The sequence below is a fragment of the Arcobacter denitrificans (SeqCode) genome (assembly GCF_048571185.1).
GTDB classification, from domain to species: Bacteria; Campylobacterota; Campylobacteria; order Campylobacterales; family Arcobacteraceae; genus Arcobacter; species Arcobacter denitrificans.
Window position 1 is genome coordinate 1945669 of sequence record NZ_CP182350.1, and the last position, 18732, is coordinate 1964400.

19 protein-coding genes are annotated in these 18732 nt (G+C 29.5%); 5 read left to right on the forward strand and 14 right to left on the reverse strand.

What is annotated here, in order from left to right; all coding sequences use genetic code 11:
- The first annotated feature begins 4 nt into the window (after nt 1-4).
- The gene (locus ACNI28_RS09770; protein ID WP_419764069.1) at nt 5-1072 is read left to right on the forward strand and encodes a hypothetical protein; all 1068 of its coding nucleotides are present in this window, start codon (nt 5-7) and stop codon (nt 1070-1072) included.
- A gap of 24 nt (nt 1073-1096) precedes the next feature.
- Here ACNI28_RS09770 and ACNI28_RS09775 read toward each other — a convergent pair whose 3' ends face one another.
- A complete protein-coding gene (locus tag ACNI28_RS09775; protein WP_419764070.1) occupies nt 1097-2953 on the reverse strand; it encodes a GGDEF domain-containing protein in 1857 nt (618 codons plus the stop codon).
- A 191-nt stretch (nt 2954-3144) separates the two neighbouring features.
- Here ACNI28_RS09775 and ACNI28_RS09780 point away from each other — a divergent pair, with 191 nt between their 5' ends.
- Nucleotides 3145-3531, forward strand: a complete 387-nt coding sequence (locus ACNI28_RS09780; RefSeq protein WP_419764071.1) for a response regulator — start codon at nt 3145-3147, stop codon at nt 3529-3531.
- Between the two features lie 11 nt (nt 3532-3542).
- Here the strand turns inward: ACNI28_RS09780 and hisA are convergent, their stop codons facing one another.
- The 12 genes from hisA to ACNI28_RS09840 all read right to left on the reverse strand — a co-directional run bounded on the left by hisA (nt 3543) and on the right by ACNI28_RS09840 (nt 14649).
- Nucleotides 3543-4250, reverse strand: a complete 708-nt coding sequence (gene hisA / locus ACNI28_RS09785) for a 1-(5-phosphoribosyl)-5-[(5-phosphoribosylamino)methylideneamino]imidazole-4-carboxamide isomerase (protein ID WP_419764072.1) — start codon at nt 4248-4250, stop codon at nt 3543-3545.
- A gap of 12 nt (nt 4251-4262) precedes the next feature.
- Nucleotides 4263-5114: a TIGR01777 family oxidoreductase gene (locus ACNI28_RS09790; RefSeq protein ID WP_419764073.1), complete on the reverse strand. Its 852-nt coding sequence runs from the start codon at nt 5112-5114 to the stop codon at nt 4263-4265.
- A 13-nt stretch (nt 5115-5127) separates the two neighbouring features.
- Nucleotides 5128-5733, reverse strand: coding sequence for an imidazole glycerol phosphate synthase subunit HisH (gene hisH / locus ACNI28_RS09795; RefSeq protein ID WP_419764074.1), 606 nt, complete (start codon nt 5731-5733; stop codon nt 5128-5130).
- A 140-nt stretch (nt 5734-5873) separates the two neighbouring features.
- Nucleotides 5874-6446, reverse strand: a complete 573-nt coding sequence (locus tag ACNI28_RS09800; protein ID WP_419764075.1) for a ComF family protein — start codon at nt 6444-6446, stop codon at nt 5874-5876.
- 18 nt (nt 6447-6464) lie between these two features.
- Nucleotides 6465-6650, reverse strand: a complete 186-nt coding sequence (locus ACNI28_RS09805; protein WP_419764076.1) for a hypothetical protein — start codon at nt 6648-6650, stop codon at nt 6465-6467.
- Nucleotides 6651-6871: 221 nt separating this feature from the next.
- Nucleotides 6872-8659 (reverse strand): translation elongation factor 4, encoded by a 1788-nt coding sequence (lepA, locus tag ACNI28_RS09810; protein WP_419764077.1) that lies wholly within the window; start codon nt 8657-8659, stop codon nt 6872-6874.
- 115 nt (nt 8660-8774) lie between these two features.
- On the reverse strand, nt 8775-9827 hold the full coding sequence (locus ACNI28_RS09815; protein WP_419764078.1) for an OmpA family protein: 1053 nt from the start codon (nt 9825-9827) through the stop codon (nt 8775-8777).
- Nucleotides 9828-9836: 9 nt separating this feature from the next.
- Nucleotides 9837-10772, reverse strand: a complete 936-nt coding sequence (locus ACNI28_RS09820) for a ribose-phosphate pyrophosphokinase (RefSeq protein ID WP_419764079.1) — start codon at nt 10770-10772, stop codon at nt 9837-9839.
- A 70-nt stretch (nt 10773-10842) separates the two neighbouring features.
- On the reverse strand, nt 10843-11901 hold the full coding sequence (gene mnmA, locus ACNI28_RS09825) for a tRNA 2-thiouridine(34) synthase MnmA (RefSeq protein WP_419766465.1): 1059 nt from the start codon (nt 11899-11901) through the stop codon (nt 10843-10845).
- 28 nt (nt 11902-11929) lie between these two features.
- On the reverse strand, nt 11930-13027 hold the full coding sequence (gene mnmA / locus ACNI28_RS09830) for a tRNA 2-thiouridine(34) synthase MnmA (RefSeq protein WP_419764080.1): 1098 nt from the start codon (nt 13025-13027) through the stop codon (nt 11930-11932).
- A gap of 42 nt (nt 13028-13069) precedes the next feature.
- A complete protein-coding gene (folK, locus tag ACNI28_RS09835; RefSeq protein WP_419764081.1) occupies nt 13070-13561 on the reverse strand; it encodes a 2-amino-4-hydroxy-6-hydroxymethyldihydropteridine diphosphokinase in 492 nt (163 codons plus the stop codon).
- Between the two features lie 65 nt (nt 13562-13626).
- Nucleotides 13627-14649: a M24 family metallopeptidase gene (locus ACNI28_RS09840; protein ID WP_419764082.1), complete on the reverse strand. Its 1023-nt coding sequence runs from the start codon at nt 14647-14649 to the stop codon at nt 13627-13629.
- 63 nt (nt 14650-14712) lie between these two features.
- On the opposite strand from ACNI28_RS09840, the gene aroQ reads away from it, so the two are divergent.
- The 3 genes from aroQ to sppA are packed head-to-tail and all read left to right on the forward strand — an operon-like array spanning nt 14713 to nt 17300.
- Nucleotides 14713-15192 (forward strand): type II 3-dehydroquinate dehydratase, encoded by a 480-nt coding sequence (aroQ, locus tag ACNI28_RS09845; RefSeq protein WP_419764083.1) that lies wholly within the window; start codon nt 14713-14715, stop codon nt 15190-15192.
- A gap of 1 nt (nt 15193) precedes the next feature.
- Nucleotides 15194-16420, forward strand: a complete 1227-nt coding sequence (gene mqnF / locus ACNI28_RS09850; RefSeq protein WP_419764084.1) for an aminofutalosine deaminase family hydrolase — start codon at nt 15194-15196, stop codon at nt 16418-16420.
- Nucleotides 16413-17300, forward strand: a complete 888-nt coding sequence (sppA, locus tag ACNI28_RS09855) for a signal peptide peptidase SppA (protein WP_419764085.1) — start codon at nt 16413-16415, stop codon at nt 17298-17300. The genes mqnF and sppA overlap by 8 nt, the downstream gene beginning before the upstream one ends.
- Before the next feature lie 216 nt (nt 17301-17516).
- On the opposite strand, the gene ACNI28_RS09860 is transcribed toward sppA, so the two are convergent.
- Nucleotides 17517-18716, reverse strand: coding sequence for an acetate/propionate family kinase (locus tag ACNI28_RS09860; RefSeq protein ID WP_419764086.1), 1200 nt, complete (start codon nt 18714-18716; stop codon nt 17517-17519).
- Between the last annotated feature and the right edge of the window lie 16 nt (nt 18717-18732).

The following is an 18732-nucleotide window of genomic DNA, read 5'->3' on the forward strand; positions in this document are numbered from 1 at the left end:
TACTATGAATGAAAATGCTTATACAAACGTAATAGAAGATTCATTAGATGTTTTTTTACAAAGCATTGAAAGAATAGTATTGCATTATAATAAATTTTTTAATATATCTGATATTTTTTCAAGTGAAGATAGGGGCAAGATAAGATTAAATAGAGATACTTATAATAAGGCACATTTGTTAATACAAAAAGATATTGAAGCAATAGAACTACAACTCAATAGTATATTAGAATATTTAAAAGAAAAAAAAATAGTTTTTTTAAAAGAAGTTAATAATTTAGATTATATAGATTTTAATAATTTAATCTTTAGTGATGAAATTGCAATCAAAAATTTTCATCTTGATTTACAAAAAATAGTACTTACTGATCATAAAAAAAGAGAGTTAGAAAAAGAATTGTTATATTTTATAGAAGCTAAAAATATATTATCTAATTTAAGCTATTTTGTTTATTTAATCAATACTACTTTTGTCAATTCTATTGTTAGTAAATTAAGTTTGGAAGAACTAGTAAATAGTACATTGATTATTGAGATAATTGACTCTTGTGGATTACAATTTCAAAAATTAATGCAACTTGAAAATGAACTTAAACGAAAGAAATTTACTCAAGATATAATAACTAATCCTCAAGACTTAAATGATACTTTAGAACTTTTAAAAAGAAGATGTAATGGTTATGAGTACAATAACATCAGATATAAGGTTGTGTTGGAATACAATAATAATATAGAATCAACAAAGTCAATTAGTATAAATAAAAATTATTTTGAACAACTTTTATTTTCTCTTATTGAACACTCTTGCCTTGATATTATAAAAAAAGAGTTAAAAAAAGGAAAAATTGAAAAGTTGATTATTGTTAATGTTTTTTTTAAAAAAGGAGTACTAACTGTGCTTGTTCAAAATAGTGGATTTGATACCAATGATATAACTGTTTTTGATGAAGTTGGAAAAATAGAAAATAAATTTATATTTGATGTTAAAAATATTGCTCGTTTATTACAATGTGAGTTTGAAATAGTAACTATTCCTAATGAAGGGATGCAATATATAATTAAGTTATCTTAATATTAAAATAATTGGAAGGCAATATTAATATTTATCTTTATCTTTGCCTTCCAATAGGTCTTTTGTAAATCTTATAACCTTATTTCTACCTGTTTCTTTTGCTTTATATAAACATAAATCTGCATATTTGATACATTTCCAAATTTGGTCTGTATCACTTGGTAAAAATGAGTACCCAATACTAACTGTTTTACTAAATGAATCATTGTTGAAGGTAAATACAAGTTTTGCAAACTCTTGATTTATACTTGTTGCTAACTCTTTTGCACTCTCTTCTGTTGGATTTTTCATAATAATTAAAAACTCTTCTCCACCAAATCTGATAATAAACTCTTTATCAGTAATTGCACTTTTCATTGTTTTTGAAAGTTTTTGTAAAATAGCATCTCCTGCATCATGTCCATAGGTATCATTGACCATTTTAAAATAATCAATATCTAAGAACATAACAGCATATGTTGTCCCATGTAACACTTCTTGAGGCATTTTATTATCAATAAAATCATCCAAGTATTTTCTGTTGTAAAGTCCTGTAAGACCATCTATTAAATTTCTCTCTCTTAGAACATCCATTAACATTCTACTTTCCAAGATAGGCTTTGTCTCTTCTAAATATTTTTTGATAATTCCTATTTGGTTTTTAGTGTATTTTAGAACATCTTCATTTTCACATAAGATATGAATAGTAATACTTTTTTGTTCATTGATTGAAAATGGAATACAAACATATTCATTACAACCTTCGCATATAGCAGATCTACAAATCTCTGGAAAGTTTTGTGATAAGACAACTGTTTTTGTTCTTTCTGCTCTACATTGCTCTTTTATATTTTTTACTAAATGACAACATGCTTTTGTTCCATCAGTACTAAATATCATAGTTCTTTCATCTCTGATTAAATTATTTTCAAAGATATAAAAATTTTTTATTTTAAGTCTATTTTCTAATACTTGAACCAACCTATAATAAATATCTTCTTTACTTAAATCTGTTTCAATTGTTTTTTTGAAATTATATATTTCAGAAATATCTTCTATTATCTCTTTTGCTGTTAATAATTTGTCATTATTTACATTTGATGTTCTATTATGTACAAAGGCAGTTAAGTTTTTCTCAATGCCAGTTAATACTGTTTCAAGTTTCTCAATAATCTCATTTAGCCACTGGAAAGCCTCTTTATCTTCTTTTAGAACACCATCTTTTGCTCTTATTGAATAGTTACCTTCATGAACTTGTTTTAATACTTTTGTAATAGAATCAAAGGATGAAGTATAAGGTTTTATTTTTTTACTTATATAAATAAGAATAAGTATTAAAAATATAGTAATAATTCCCACAATATTAAGTAAAACAGCAATACTTGAAATTCTATCATCTTGTATATCAAACTTTAAAGAAATGGCTCCTAAAACTTCTCCTTCTTTTGCATTATGGCAACTTAAACAGTTTGGTTTATCAATTGCTGATGCTGTGTAGGGAATAGTAATTCTTAGTGTTGCACTTTTTATAGACTCATTTGGAAGTACAATCTCTTTTCCTGTTCTTAAAACTTTTTTATCAATCTCATCCCTTGGGATTTCATTTCCAATTGTTGAGTTACCAAACTGTTCTGAAACACTTTTAGCTCTAATTATCCATAAATCATTTATCTCTTTAAGTTCACTAATACTATCTAAGAATATTTCCCTTTGATGCATATTTCCATTAATCATATGTGAGGTCAATGATTTTTTAACTATATCAGCTGTTAAATATGCTCTTTTTCTAGCACCATCATACCCACTTTGTCTAGAACCTAGTGCAACAAGTGCAACAATAACTATTGTTAATAGAGTAACCATTGAAAAAATTATTAATGTTATTTTTTTGTTAGAATCCATAGCTTAACCTAATAAGTAGTTTAAAAAATTTTATCATAAATATAATTTGATTCCTATATAACTATTAGATATTTTGTGAAATTTTATTGAAATTTTGAAACATCAAAATAAATTATTTATGATTAAGTGGATACTAAGAAGGTATTTTAAGTATATTATTAATATAATTTACTTTTAGGTAAAGGAGTTTGATGAATTTAAAAGTTTTAGTAGTAGATGATAGTTCAACTATGAGAAGAATTATTGTCAATGTTTTAACACAACTTGGCATTTCCAGTGACTTTATACATGAAGCACAAGATGGGTTATTTGCCTTAGGAAAAGTTAAAACAAATAGCTATGATCTTATTTTAACAGATTGGAATATGCCAAAAATGAATGGATTGCAGTTTGTCTTAAATGTAAGACGACTACCTAAATATTCAACAACACCTATTTTGATGATAACAACAGAGGGTGGAAAATCAGAAGTTGTAGAAGCTTTAAAAAGTGGAGTTAATAACTATATAGTAAAACCATTTAATGCAGATGTTTTAAAAGGGAAATTAGAACCTATACTGAGAAAACATAAGAAATAAGACTTTTAAAGTTATAAAACTTTAAAAGCCTCTTCTAAATCAATAGTACCTTCATAAAAGGCCTTACCAACTATCACTCCAGCAATATTACCATTTTCTTTACAATTACTAATATCCAAGATATCTTTTACTCCACCACTTGCTATTGTATCAATTCCACTTGCAAGGGCAATTGACTCTGTGAACTCAACATTTACACCACAAAGCATCCCATCTTTACTTATGTCTGTACATATTATGGCTTGAACACCTGCATTTGCAAACTCTTTTGCTAAAGTTGTAGCTTCCATAGTTGATACCTCTGCCCAACCTTCAACTGCAACCATTCCATTCATAGCATCAATTCCAACTGCAATTGGGTATTTTGCTGCCATATCTTTTACAAATTGTGGGTCTTTTACGGCTATTGAACCTAAAATTAGTCTATCAACTCCAAGTTCAACATACATTTTGATAGTCTCTTCATCACGAATACCTCCACCAAGTTCGATTTTAAGATTACAGTTTTCTCTTATTTTTTTGATTTGTTCTAAGTTTGCTGGTTCTCCTGCAAATGCTCCATTTAAATCAACTATATGAAGCCATTTGCTTCCTAGTTCTTCAAATCTCTTTGCAACCATCCAAGGCTCATCTGAATAGATTTTTGCACTATCCATTAATCCCTTACTTAGTCTTACTGCTTTTCCATCTTTTAAATCAATCGCTGGTAGTATATCCATAAATGTTATCCTTTATTTACATAAGTTTTCTATTGTCTCTTCTATTGTTTTATATTTAAATTCAAAACCTAAATCTAATAATTTTTTGGGAACTGCACTTTGTCCATCTGTTAAAACTTTTGCACCTTCACTAAAAATTATGTTTAAAACAAATTCTGGTAGTGGAAGTATAGTAGGTCTTTTTAGTGTTTTTCCTAAAGCAAGAGTCAAACCTTTATTTGTGGTTGGCTTTGGTGCTGTTAGATTAAAAGTATCTTCATAAGAGTTTTCTATAACAAATTTATATGCTTCAAGTAAATCTTGAATATGAATATATGAAAATGCTTGTTTACCACTTCCTATTACTCCACCAAGCCCTAGTTTAAATGGTGTTATCATTTTTTGCAAGGCTCCACCGTCTTCTCCCAAAATAATTCCAAATCTAAAAATAGAGGCTTTTGTTTTTTCACTTTTTGCTTTTAAAGCTTCTTTTTCCCAATCTTGACAAAGTGAGGAGAGAAAATCATTTGAGAAGTTTCCATTTTCATCATAAGTTGATTTGTTATCATATATACCAACAGCAGAAGTTGAGATTAGCATTTTGGGTGGATTTTCGATATTTTTTATGGCAGATACTAATTTTTGAGTGCTATCAATTCTACTTGAATAAAGAAGTTTTTTATAACTTTCACTCCATCTATTTATAATATTTGCACCTGAAAGATTAATAAGTATATCAGAAGAGTTAAGTAACTCTTCTAATTTTGTTTTATTATCTAAAGTCTCCCTTTTGATAGGAATAACTTTATAATCAAATTGTGTAAAGAATTCAGTCAAACTACTACCTACAAAACCGCTAGCTCCAGATATTGCTATTGTCTTCATGGTTTATCCTTTTTTATAGTTTTGTAAAGTTCTTTAAAATCGCAATACCATTATCATGAGATTTTTCTGGATGTGGTTGTAGTCCATAAATATTATCTTTTTTTACAGCACTAACAAAATCATATCCATAAACTGTTTTTCCTATAATATTTTCTTCACTAGTAACCGCATGGAAAGAGTGAACAAAATATAAATAGGGATTTTCAAGTCCATCAAATAAAGGGTCATTTTTATTTATAATTGTATTCCAACCCATATGAGGAATCTTAAAATCTTCATGCATCTTAGTTCTATCAAATTTTACAACTTCACCATTTATAAGTCCCAAACCATCACTATGACCAAACTCTTTTGAGCTTTCAAAAAGAAGCTGCATCCCTAAACATATACCAATCATAGGTTTACCAGTTTTAGCAAACTCTAAAATCGCTTCTTTCATCCCTGTTTCATTTAAATGACTCATTGCATCACCAAAAGCACCAACACCAGGTAAAATAATTCTGTCATATTTTTTTAGTTCATTTGGGTCTTTAATAATTGATGCTTTTGCATCTATTAAATGACAAGCATTGTAAACACTTGCTAAGTTTCCCATATTATAATCAATAATTCCAATCACGCTTTCCCTTTTATTGGTTCCACCAATTAAAGGGAACCTAATTCATTTATCACTTCTTTTAACGAAGTGGCAAAGCCACATCTAAAGAAGCAAATCCTAAAGAGGATAATGAATTATCCTTAGTTTAATAATAAATTATACTAAAGTTTTGCATCAGCGAGGGTTAAAGAAAAGAGTACTTTATTATTTTTCTTTTCCAAAGCCTTTTTAGCTTCCCTAATTGTAGCACCAGTAGTAATAATATCATCACATAAAATTGTTGTTTTATCATGAAAATTTGTAAGTTGAAAATGTCGAGGATTTTTTTCTCTAAACTCCTTATCACGCCCAGCATATTTGACAATATTTGTAGCTCTTAATGTATTATAAGAAGGCAGAATAAACTCAGATTTTAAAGCCCGAGCCAAAATAGCAGAGTGTGAAAACTCATGTCGAGTATGGTCATCAATAGGTACAGCCAATACTTGCTTTTCATAAAAAAAGTTCAAAGCAAACTTTTCAAAAGATAGTTTAGCAAGAATATTAAAAACTCTATCACCAAAGAAATAATACTTAGAAGATATTAAATCCTCAAGTTCAGAAAGAGTATAAAATGAGTAGTTATAAAAGCCTTCTTCTATCTCTCTTTTGTAAAAAGAAGGCGTTAAAAGATTCTTTTGACAATCTTTACAAATTATTTGGAATGAAAGTTTTTCACAAGTTAAGCATCTCATTTAAAATAATAATATATATTATTTTAATTTGTTATTAAGTTTATCTATACAAATTATTTTTTTTACTTTCTCACCTTTTATAAAATTAAAGCTATTTTCTATTTTGTATTTTTTGTTTTGTTTTTTACAATCTTCAATTGTAGTTTCCCTTGGTGCACAGGAAATAAAAAAGAGACAATAAAATAATAATATTAATAATTTCATTATAACCCCTATATAGTAGTAATATTATACTATAATTTTTACAAAATAATAAAAAATTTGCAATAATGAAACTTTTCATGCAGAATGGCAGATTTAAAAATAATTGTTGAGATTTAATATTTAGTATAGATTCAAGGCGGAGTTTTAATTTTAAAGCGGAGTTTACTAAAGATAAATGAGCATTGAAAATTGAAGTTCCAAGGCAGAAGATGTGCTGAAGATTAAATCTTCAACACGGCCATAAAGGCCTCTTGCGGTACATTAACTTTTCCAATCGATTTCATTCTTTTCTTACCTGCTTTTTGTTTTTCAAGCAGTTTTCTTTTTCTCGTAATATCCCCACCATAACATTTAGCTGTTACGTTTTTACCTGTAGATTTTACTGTCTCTCTTGCGATAATATTACTTCCAATACTTGCTTGTATTGCTACTTCAAATAGTTGTCTTGGGATTAACTCTTTTAAGGCTTTGATAAACTCTCTTCCTTTACTTAGAGCCTTGTTCTCTGGCACAATAATTGATAGGGCATCTACTACTTCACCTGCAACTTTTATGTCAAGTTTTTGTAAAACTCCAGGTCTAAAACCTACTGGCTCATAATCAAAAGAGGCATAACCTTTTGTTGTAGATTTTAATTTATCGTAAAAATCCATAACAATTTCATTCATAGGAATATCATAATCAAGTAAAACTCTTTTTCCTATGTAATCCATTTTATTTTGGATACCTCTTTTGTCATTTAGAAGTTTGATTACATTTCCCAAAAACTCATCAGGTACTAAAATAGTAGCTTTTACATATGGTTCAAAAATTGTATCTATATGGTTTGGTTCTGGTAATTCTGATGGATTTTGAATAATAATTTTTTCTCCATCATTTTTAAGAACTTCATAAATAACAGTTGGAGCAGTTGCTATTAAATCTAAGTTAAACTCTCTTTCTAGTCTTTCTTTGATAACTTCCATATGAAGCATACCTAAAAATCCTGTTCTAAAACCGCTTCCAAGTGCTGCTGAACTTTCTGGTTCAAAAGAGATTGAACTATCATTAAGTCTAAGTTTATCTAGGGCATCTCTTAAGTCTTCAAACTTATCTGTATCAATTGGATAGATTCCTGCAAATACAAAAGGTTTTGCTGGTTCAAATCCATCAATAGCTTTAGGTGTTCTATTTTTTGCATCTGTAATAGTATCACCTACTGCAATAATATCAACAGTTTTAATACCAAGTACAACAATACCAATTTCACCAGTCTTGATTTCATCTGTAGTTTGTTTTTTAAGTGGGTGAGGGTACATTAAAGATAATACTTGTTGCTCATGTTCTGTATTCATCATTCTTACAACTTGACCTTTTTTAATACTTCCTTCGTAGACTCTAACTAGAGCTAATGCTCCTAAATAACTATCAAACCAAGAATCATAAATAAGTGCTTTTGTTGGGGCATTAGTGTCACCAACGGGTGCTGGAACTCTATCAACAATTGAATCAATTAAATCTCTAACTCCTAGACCTGTTTTTGCAGAGATTAGATTATGCTCAGTACAATCTACTCCAATAGCATCTTCAACTTCTTCTAAGACTCTTAATGGGTCTGCACTTGGTAGGTCAATTTTATTTACTACAGGTAAAAGTTCTAAATCATTCTCCATAGCAATATACACATTTGCAATAGTTTGTGCTTCAACACCTTGTGTTGAATCTACAATCAAAAGTGCACCATCAGATGAAGCTAAAGAACGACTCACTTCATAAGAGAAGTCAACATGTCCTGGAGTGTCAATTAGATTTAAAACATAGTGTTGTCCATCTTTTACGTAATCTAATCGTACACTTTGAGCTTTAATTGTAATACCACGCTCTTTTTCTATATCCATTGTGTCCATCATTTGAGCAGACATATCTCTATCTGCAACTGAACCACACTCTTGTATAATTCTATCAGCAAGGGTTGATTTTCCATGGTCAATATGAGCGATAATTGAAAAGTTTCTTATGTTTTCTTGCAAAATAAATCCTATGTTTATATTTATATTCGCGATTATATCTAAAAAATTGTAATGATAATGTTAAGAGAGTAAAAAGTATTGATTTTAGGCAAAATGCCTAAAATCATATATGAGATTATTTTGAGATTGTAGCTTCAATTCGTCTATTTTGAGCTCTTCCCTCTTTAGTTTTATTAGTGGCTTTCGGTCTTGTTTCCCCATAACCAATAGTTGTTAATCTATCAGCAGCTACATCATATTTTTCTAAAGCTTTTGCAGCAGATTCTGCTCTTCTTTTTGATAACCATAAGTTATATTTTTCAGTACCAGTATAATCTGTATGTCCATCAATTGTTGCTTTAATTTTTGGGTGTTTTTTTAAAAATTCTGCAAACTCTTTTATTCTGTGTGTATAATTTTCATCTATAACAGAAGAGTTGATTGGAAAATAGATTTTTAAATCAACCATTTTCATACAACCTTGAGCATTAACACTTACATCACTCATAGTATTTGGACATTTATCCATTGAATCAATAACACCATCTTTATCACTATCTAAAACCTTTGGTTCTTCTTTCATTGGTTCAGCTTTTGGTTCTTCTTTCATCATAGGAGCTTCTGGTGCTGCTTTTTTACCAAAAGGAATAGATAATCCAACTGTATAAATAAGATTATTATTTCCATTATCAAGTGAAACTAAATGTCTTATATCAGTTTTGATTGCCATATCGTTATCAAGTTTATATTTATATCCAATACCATAATTACCAAAAGGACCAGTTTCATTACTGAATTGTTCATTTCCATAAACTTCAACCCCAAGACCTGCTAATGCATAAAGTGAAGATTTTTCATTTAACTTATACTCTTTAATTAAGTTTGTAAAAAATCTACTTACAGAAGTATTTGAAGTACTATTTTTATAATCAACATCTCCAAGAGTTTGTAAAAATCCTAACTCGATTTGGTCAAACATTGAGTCTTCATCTAAATTAATCCCTAAAGATAAACCTGCATTTGCATAGTTTCTATCAAGGTCTAAATTCCCTTCAGTAACTGCACCACTAATCATTGGTGTAATTTCATATTTATATTCGCTTTGTGCTGCAAATAAAACAGACGAGCAAATTAAACTTGTCATTAATAACTTTTTACCTGCTAGCAGGATTGCATTTCTTTCCATCATTTTAAATCCTTATTTTACAAATATACTATTTACAGATTCATTATTATGGATTCTTCTTATAGTTTCCCCAATAATATTTGAAGCTGTTAATACTGTAATTTTATCATGTTCTCGTTTTAAAGGTATTGTATCAGAAATAACTAATTCATCCAAAGCATCTCCTCCATCAAGTCTCTCATATGCAGGTCCTGATAAAACACCATGTGTACAGCATGCCATAACTGATGTTGCACCTCTATTTTTTAATACTTCAGCAGCTTTAACTAAAGTTCCAGCTGTATCAACCATATCATCCACTAAGATTACATCTTTACCACTAACATCACCTATGATGTTCATAACTTCAGATTCATTAGCTTTTTCTCTTCTTTTATCAACAATAACTAAGTCATATCCTAACTTTTCAGCATATGATCTAGCTCGTGTAACACCACCAATATCTGGACTAGCGATAATTGGATTTTTTAATTTTTTTGATTTAATATAATCAATAAACATAATTGAACCAAAAAGGTTATCCGCAGGAATATTAAAGAACCCTTGGATTTGTGCAGCATGTAAATCAATAGTAATAACTCTTGAAATACCTGCAGCTTCTAATAAGTCTGCAACTAATTTAGCAGTAATAGGAACTCTAGGAGCTGCCTTTCTATCTTGTCTAGCATAACCGTAGTATGGAATAACAGCAGAAATAGATTTTGCACTTGATCTTTTTAATGCATCTACCATAATTAGTAGTTCCATTAAGTTATCATTTGTAGGAGCACATGTTGGCTGTATAATAAATACATCCATACCTCTAACACTTTCTGTAATTTTTACAGAAATCTCTCCGTCACTAAATCTTGTTAATTTTGCTGGACTTATCTCAATATTTAAGTACTTTCCAACTTTCTTTGCAAACTCTGGGTTAGCTGAGCCACTAAATAGTCTGTATCCTCTCATGATTTTCCTTAGGTGTGATTAATAATTTTTCGATTATAGCTAAATTTCTCTAAAGTAAACTTAGTAAGTCTTAGATAGTCTCTTTAATCCAAGCACTTCCTACTACCTTTTGTCCATCATAAAATACTGCCAATTGGCCAGCTGCAACGCCAAATGCTGGCTCTTTTAAGCTAATAGTTACATCATCGTTTTTTATTTTTACATCACAAGGTGTTGATACAGATCTATATCTTAGTTTTACAGTACAAGAGAACTCTTTATCATCAATAAACATATTTATATTATTTGCAAAAACTTTATTGATTTCTAAGGCATCTTTTTTACCTACAACAATAGTATTATTTTTTGGATTCAATTTAGTTACAAAGTGTGGCTCATGAGCACCTTTTACTGTAAATCCTCTTCTTTTTCCTATGGTGTAATGTGCAAAACCTTTATGTTCTCCTATTATGTTTCCTTTTTCATCTAAAACATTTCCAGGTACATCTATCTTTGCATGTTTTTTTACAACATCTGTATAAACAGTCTCTACAAAACATATCTCTTGTGATTCATTTTTTTGAGTAATTTTTTTATAGGCAGAGTTTAATTGGGCACCAAATTTTACAATATCTTCTTTTTTGTAAGTGCTAAGTGGAAACATCATAAAAGCAAGAGCATCTTTTGATACTTGTGATAAGAAATAACTTTGGTCTTTAGTTTTGTCATCAGCTTCATAGAAAAAAATTCCATCTGTTTTTGCATAGTGTCCTGTTGCAAGATAGTTTGCTCCATGCTCTTTTGCAAAATCTAACATTGCGCCAAATTTAATTTGTCTGTTACATTTTACACATGGATTGGGAGTGGTTCCTTCTAAGTATGAGTCTACAAAATAATCATAAACTTCAGATGTAAATTTATCTGTTAAATCTAAAATATGGTATTTAATATCTAGAAATTTTGCTACATCTTTAATATATTCTAAGTTTTTTTCATGATAGCCATCTGTTCTATCGTGAAGTTTTAAGTATACACCTTCAACTTCATAGCCATCTTTTTGTAGCATATATGCTGTGACTGATGAGTCAATTCCTCCACTCATCCCTACCATTACTTTTTTACCTAATGGTAGGATTTCACTTTGTTCCATCTTCATTTTAGTCCTTTAAAATTCCTTCTTAGTAGTAATTACTTATAAATCCTCCACCTAAACAATAATCACCATCATATAAAACAAGACTTTGTCCTAAAGTTACAGCTCTTTGAGGCTTGTCAAATTCAACTAGAACTTTATCTTCATTGGCTTTGATTACAGTACAGGCTTGCTTTTGTTGACGATAACGAACTTGTGCTATTAATTTGTCACCAACTTTAGGTGGCTCCTCTAATACCCAGTGCATATGACTGGCTTCAACATTTTGGTTCATAAGTAAGGAGTGGTTGGTATCTTGTACAACTACTAAGGTATTATCTTCCATATTTTTTTTAGCTGCATACCATGGGTTATGGATATGACCAGCTGATTCAGTCTCTTTAATACCTCCAAGACCAATACCTTTTCTCTGCCCTAATGTGTAACAAATAAGACCTTTATGTTTTCCTAATACCTTTCCATTTTCATCTACAATATCACCTGGATTTGCTTTTAAATGTTGCGTTATAAATTCATCAAATCTTTGATTACCAATAAAACAAATACCTGTACTATCTTTTTTATCACTTACAGGAAGATTGTGAACTCTAGCTATTTCTCTCACCTCTTTTTTCGTTAAATCACCAAGAGGGAACATAGCATGAGAAAGTTGCTCGCTAGATAGTGCATGCAAAAAATAACTTTGATCTTTTGAACTATCTTTTGGAGTGTCTAGTACATAGTGGTCTTTATATTTAGCTATTTTGGCATAGTGACCAGTTGCAATCATATCAGCACCCATTTTTTTTGCTTCATTTAAAAATACATTGAATTTAATTTCACGATTACATAAAATATCTGGATTGGGTGTAAGCCCTTTTTTTAAACCTTCTAAAAATACATCAAATACTTTAGTTCTGTACTCTTCTACAAAGTCTTTACCTTTGACTTCTATGCCTATTAGTTCACCTACTTTTTTTGCATCTTCAAACTCTATACGGTTTGGGCATTGGCTTCCTTTTATTCCATACTCCCAATTACGCATGAATAAACCTACTACTTCATAACCTTGCTGTTTTAACAGTAATGCAGTAACAGAGGAATCAACACCACCAGACATACCTACAACTACTTTTTTCTTCATTATCTTCCTTAAAAAAGTTCCTTTTTGAAGGGAACTATATATTTAATAATTTCTTTTATACATGTGTTTTAAAGGAATAATCACTGATTCTCTATTTGCCCAGTCTTTGTGAGGAATAATTAATTTTTTGGTATTTATTTTTTTATTATCAAAAAAAATTATATCAATATCTAAGGTTCTAGGCGCATCTTGAAAGGACCGCTTTCTTCCGAATTTTTTTTCATATCTTTGCATGATTTTTAATATATCATTAGCACAAAGATTAGATTTTAATCGAATTATACCATTTAAAAAAAAGTTTTGTTTTAAATATCCAAAAGGTGGATTTAAAAGTAGGGGAGATGTCATTAGTAAATCAAACCTAGAATCTTTTAGTAAGCATAAGAATAACTTATCAAATAATTGTTTTGTATTTCCAATATTTCCCCCAATACCTATTGTTATAAGGTGTTTTTTATTTGAGGATTTTTTTATAAATCTAGGAAAATTAGAAGTGTAAAAAAGTGTTAAGTTCTTATTTATAGTTTTTTTCATAATTTCCTTATATAATCTTTAGTAAAACAGTCAAGAAAGGGCTAGTTTGTAAATAATTTGCTTGCTTATAATATTTGGGCTTTTCCATTTTTCATTACAATGGTATCTTCGATTCTAACACCAAACTCATTTGGTATATAAATTCCAGGTTCGATTGTAAAAACCATATTATCCTCTATAATCACATCAGATTTAGAGTTTATATATGGATGTTCATGAATATCAAGACCAACTCCATGCCCAGTGCTGTGAATAAAATATTTTCCATATCCAGCTTTGTCTATAACACTTCTAGTTAACATATCTATTTCTTTTGCTTTCATTCCCACTTTTGCATTTTCTATTGCATTTAGTTGGGCTTTATAAACCAAGTCATATATTTTTTGTTGTTTTTTTGATTTAAATTTTTGTTTTCTTGAAAAAGACAACTCTTTGCCAAAAGATGCTGTACAAGTTCTATCTGAACAATATCTTTTATACTTAACTCCTGCATCAACTAAAAGTAAATCATCTTTTTGTAACTTTTTATTAGTAGGAAGTGCATGGGGCTTGGCTGCATTTTCATTTATGGCAATGATTGGATCAAAACTTAACTCATAGTCACCTTTGTTTCTATAAGCTTCTATTGCTTTAAAGTAAAGCAGAGTCTCTTTTTTATTTAGACCTTTTTTATTGATATATTTTGCTAATCTTTTAAACCCTTCTCTTCCTATTTTGGCAGCTTTTTTTAAAATAGCTATCTCATCATCTGTTTTAATAACTCTTTTTAAGTGGGAAAAGTTTACTTGATTTATAAAATTTATGTCCAAATCTTCTGTCAATACGTTAAATTTATTGTAAGTAAAATCATTACCATCAAAGATTATCTCTTTTATCTTTTCCTTTTTTAATAACTCTTTTGCACTTTTTATTAAATCACTACTCTCTATTACTTCTGTATTCTTAACTTTCTCTTTTGCTTCTACTGTATATCTTGCATCTGTGATAAAAAAAGATTCATTTCCTAGTTTTATAAAAATAACATTATCACAAGAGTAATTGCATTCGTAATATATAGCATTTTCATTTGTTAATATATAATTGCTCACTTATTTAGCCTTAACTATAATTTGATTATAATCATACCAAAATTTTACACAAGGGAAAATAATATGAAAATAGCGGTAATTCAAGGTCCAAACATAAATATGTTAGGTATAAGAGAACAAAATATATATGGACCTATGACTTTAGAGCAAATTCATCAAGGAATGAAAGATCAAGCTTCTCAAAATGGTATAGAGTTAGAGTTTTTTCAATCAAACTTAGAGGGTGAAATTGTAGATAAAATTCAAGAGTGTTTAGGTGAAACTGATGGTATTATAATCAATCCTGCTGCTTATACTCACACTTCAATTGCTATTAGAGATGCACTAGCTGCTGTAAACTTGCCAACAGTAGAAGTACATATTTCAAATATATATAAAAGAGAAGAGTTTAGACAAAAGTCAATAACTGCTGCTAGTAGTACAGGTGTAATTGCTGGTTTTGGTCCTTTTGGTTATCACTTAGCACTTATTTCATTGGGACAAATTATAAATGAAGTAAAAGCTATGGAAGAAGCTAGAAAGCAACAAGCTCCACAAGCATAATATGAAACTTTTAAAAGCCTCATGGCTTATATGTGTTGATGAAAATAGTACTATCATAAAAGATGGTGCTATTTTTTTCGATGATAAAATAAAAGATTTTGGAACAATAGAGTCTTTAAAAGCTAAATATAAAGACATAGAAATAGAAGACTTAGGTGAAAACTCAGTTTTAATGCCTGGACTTATAAACTCACATGTACACTTAGAATTTTCTTCAAATAGTACAACTCTATCTTATGGTAATTTTATGTTATGGTTAAACTCTGTTATAGTAAATAGAGAAGCTTTGGTAGAAAAAAGTAGTACAAAGCTTATAAGTGAAAAACTAAATGAAATGTTACATGGTGGAACTACCTCAATAGGAGCAATAAGCTCTTATGGCTTTGAAATAGAAGCTTGTAAAAATAGTCCTATAAATACTGTTTTATTCTCAGAAGTAATTGGAAGTAAATCAGATATGATAGATACACTATTTAGTGATTTTAAAGCAAGGTTAAATAGTGTAAAAAATAATGCTAGTAAAAGTTTTATTCCTGCAATTGCAATACACTCTCCTTATTCTGTGCATCCTTTTTTAGTAAGAGAAGCAGTAAGAGTAGCAAAAGAGGAAAATTTAAGTGTGAGTACACACTTTTTAGAATCAAGTGAAGAGTTTGAATGGCTACATAAAGATGAAGGAAAATTTTTAGAGTTTTTTAAAAACTTTTTAGGACAAGAAAAAAGTGTAACAAGACCTATGGAGTTTTTACAACAATTTTCAGGAATAAAAAACTTATCTTTTACTCACTGTGTAGAGGCTAGTGATAATGATTTGCAAAAAATCAAAGAATTAGATGCTGTTATTAATCACTGTCCTACTTCAAATAGAGTCTTAAATAATAAAAGACTTGAAATAGAAAAACTAATAGATGTGGATTATTCTATTGGAACAGATGGCTTAAGTTCAAATAACTCTTTACAAATGTTTGATGAACTAAGAAATGCCATGATGATACATACAAATTTAAATATAAATGATTTGGCACAAGACTTAATAAAAGCAGCAACTACAAATGGAGCTAAGGCTTTAGGGCTAAATAAGGGTAGAATAAAAAAAGATTATGATGCTGATATAATCGTATGTAAACTTCCAGATGAGCTTAAAAATGAAAAAGAGCTTTGTACTCAAGTTATTTTACATACAAAAGAAGTATCAAGAGTTTATATAAATGGAGAACAATATGTTTAATTTTTTTAGAATTATTTTTGCACCAATAATTGCTATTTTAGATTTTATAACAAAATATTTTAAGACAGTAGTTTTTTTAACTATTATTTACTTTATAGTAAGTTCAAATAGTGATTCAAGTTTAACATCTATAGAAGAGAGTGCAAATTTACAAAAAATAGAGTTACAAGGTCCAATTTTAAAAGTAGATAAAGTTTTAGAAGAGATACAAGCAGCCAAAACAAATGCAAATATTAAAGGTGTTTTATTTGTTGTAAATTCTCCTGGTGGTTCAGTTGCACCTTCAGTTGAAGTAGCTTATGCTATAAAAGAGTTACAAACTGTTAAGCCAGTAATTGCATATGCAAGTGGTGTAATGGCAAGTGGGAGTTATTATGCTTCTATTTGGGCCAATAAAATTATTGCAAATCCAGGAAGTATGATAGGCTCTATTGGAGTTATCTTTCAAGGGGCAAATGTAGAAGAACTTATGAAAAAAATAGGTGTTTCAACACAGACAATAAAAGCTGGAAAATATAAAGAATCAGGAACTTTTACAAGAGAGTGGAATACTTATGAAAAAGAAGAGCTAGAGTCTGTTATCTCTGACACTTATGATATGTTTATAACAGATGTTTCAAGTGCAAGAAAACTAAAAAAAGAAAACCATGAAACTTTTGCAAATGCGCATATTTTCACTTCAAGACAAGCTAAAAAAGTAGGTCTAGTTGATGAGGTAGGAACTATAAGTATTGCTCAAGAAGAACTATATAAAATATCAAAAGTGAAAAATCCTATTTGGACAAAAGAGGATAAATTTGATAGGTTTATTGATAAGATTATCAATGAAGCAGTTACTAACTTTTCATTAAAGTTCTATGACGGTTTAAAAGCTTACTAAACAAATTTAGTTCTTTAACCTATTTCATAACTCGGCGTTAGAGAACTAAATTTACTCAGTCACATACTACTTGTATGCTCCTTCCTAAATTTATCTCTCTGCCTTGATTTATTTTATAGTTTAAATTCTAAATTTGTTTGGATAGTTAGTTAAAATAAAGCATAAAAAAAGGGTAAGAATTTAAATTCTTACCCTTTTTTGTTTAACTCTAAATAATTATTTAGATTCAGTAACTACTTTGAATGTATCATTTGCAATTACATACTCTTCATTTGTAGGAATTACAAAGATTCTTGAAGCAGAACCATTTGTTGCGATATCTCTTGCAACTTTTTGTCTTTTGTTGTTTTTAACTGGGTCCAATACTAATCCCATAGAATCAAGTCCTGCACAAACTTTTTCTCTAATAAGTGCAGCATTTTCACCAATACCACCTGTGAAACATAATGCATCTATACCATCTAAAGATGCAACATATGCACCAACATATTTTTTGATGTTATAAGCAACCATATCAACTGCTAATCTACATCTTTCATCACCGCTAGTCATACCATCAAGTACTTCTCTTAAGTCTGAAGATTTTCCAGAGATTCCTAAGATACCTGATTTTTTATTCATTACATTTAAAGCATCATCAATACTCATACCTTCTTGGCTCATCATGTATTGTAAAGCACCAGCTCCAACATCACCAGCTCTTGTTCCCATCATAAGACCTTGAACAGGAGTAAGACCCATAGATGTATCAATACATTTACCGTCTAGTACAGCAGAAACAGAAGAACCATTTCCTAAGTGACATACAATAATTCTTGTGTTATGTTTTTTGTCTAACATTTGTCTAGCTTCATTTGATACGAAGTAGTGGCTTGTTCCATGGAAACCATATTTTCTAATACCATGTTTGCTATATTGGTCATATGGTAATGCGTACATATAAGCATAATCAGGCATAGTTTGGTGGAATGCTGTATCAAATACTGCAACATTTGGTTTACCTGGCATTAACTCTTGACAAATTTCCATACCAAGGATATTTGCTGGGTTATGTAGTGGAGCAAGTGGAATAAGTTTTTTCATAGTTTCAATTACTCTTTCAGTTACCATTACTGAACCAGAAAATTCTTCTCCACCATGAACAGCTCTGTGTCCAATAGCATCAATATCATTAATAGAATCAATAACTTTACCTTCACCTGAAGTTAAAGTAGATAATACAGCTTCAATAGCCTCTTTGTGTGTTGGCATAGAGATATCTAGTTTTAGCTCTTTATCCTCACCAAATTCATGTTTTAAAACTCCATCAATCCCAATTCTTTCACAAATACCTGATGCGAAAACCTTTTTGATAATTGGGTTCATTAACTGATACTTTAACGACGAACTTCCTGCATTTAAAATGAATACTAACATAAATAAAACTCCCTTG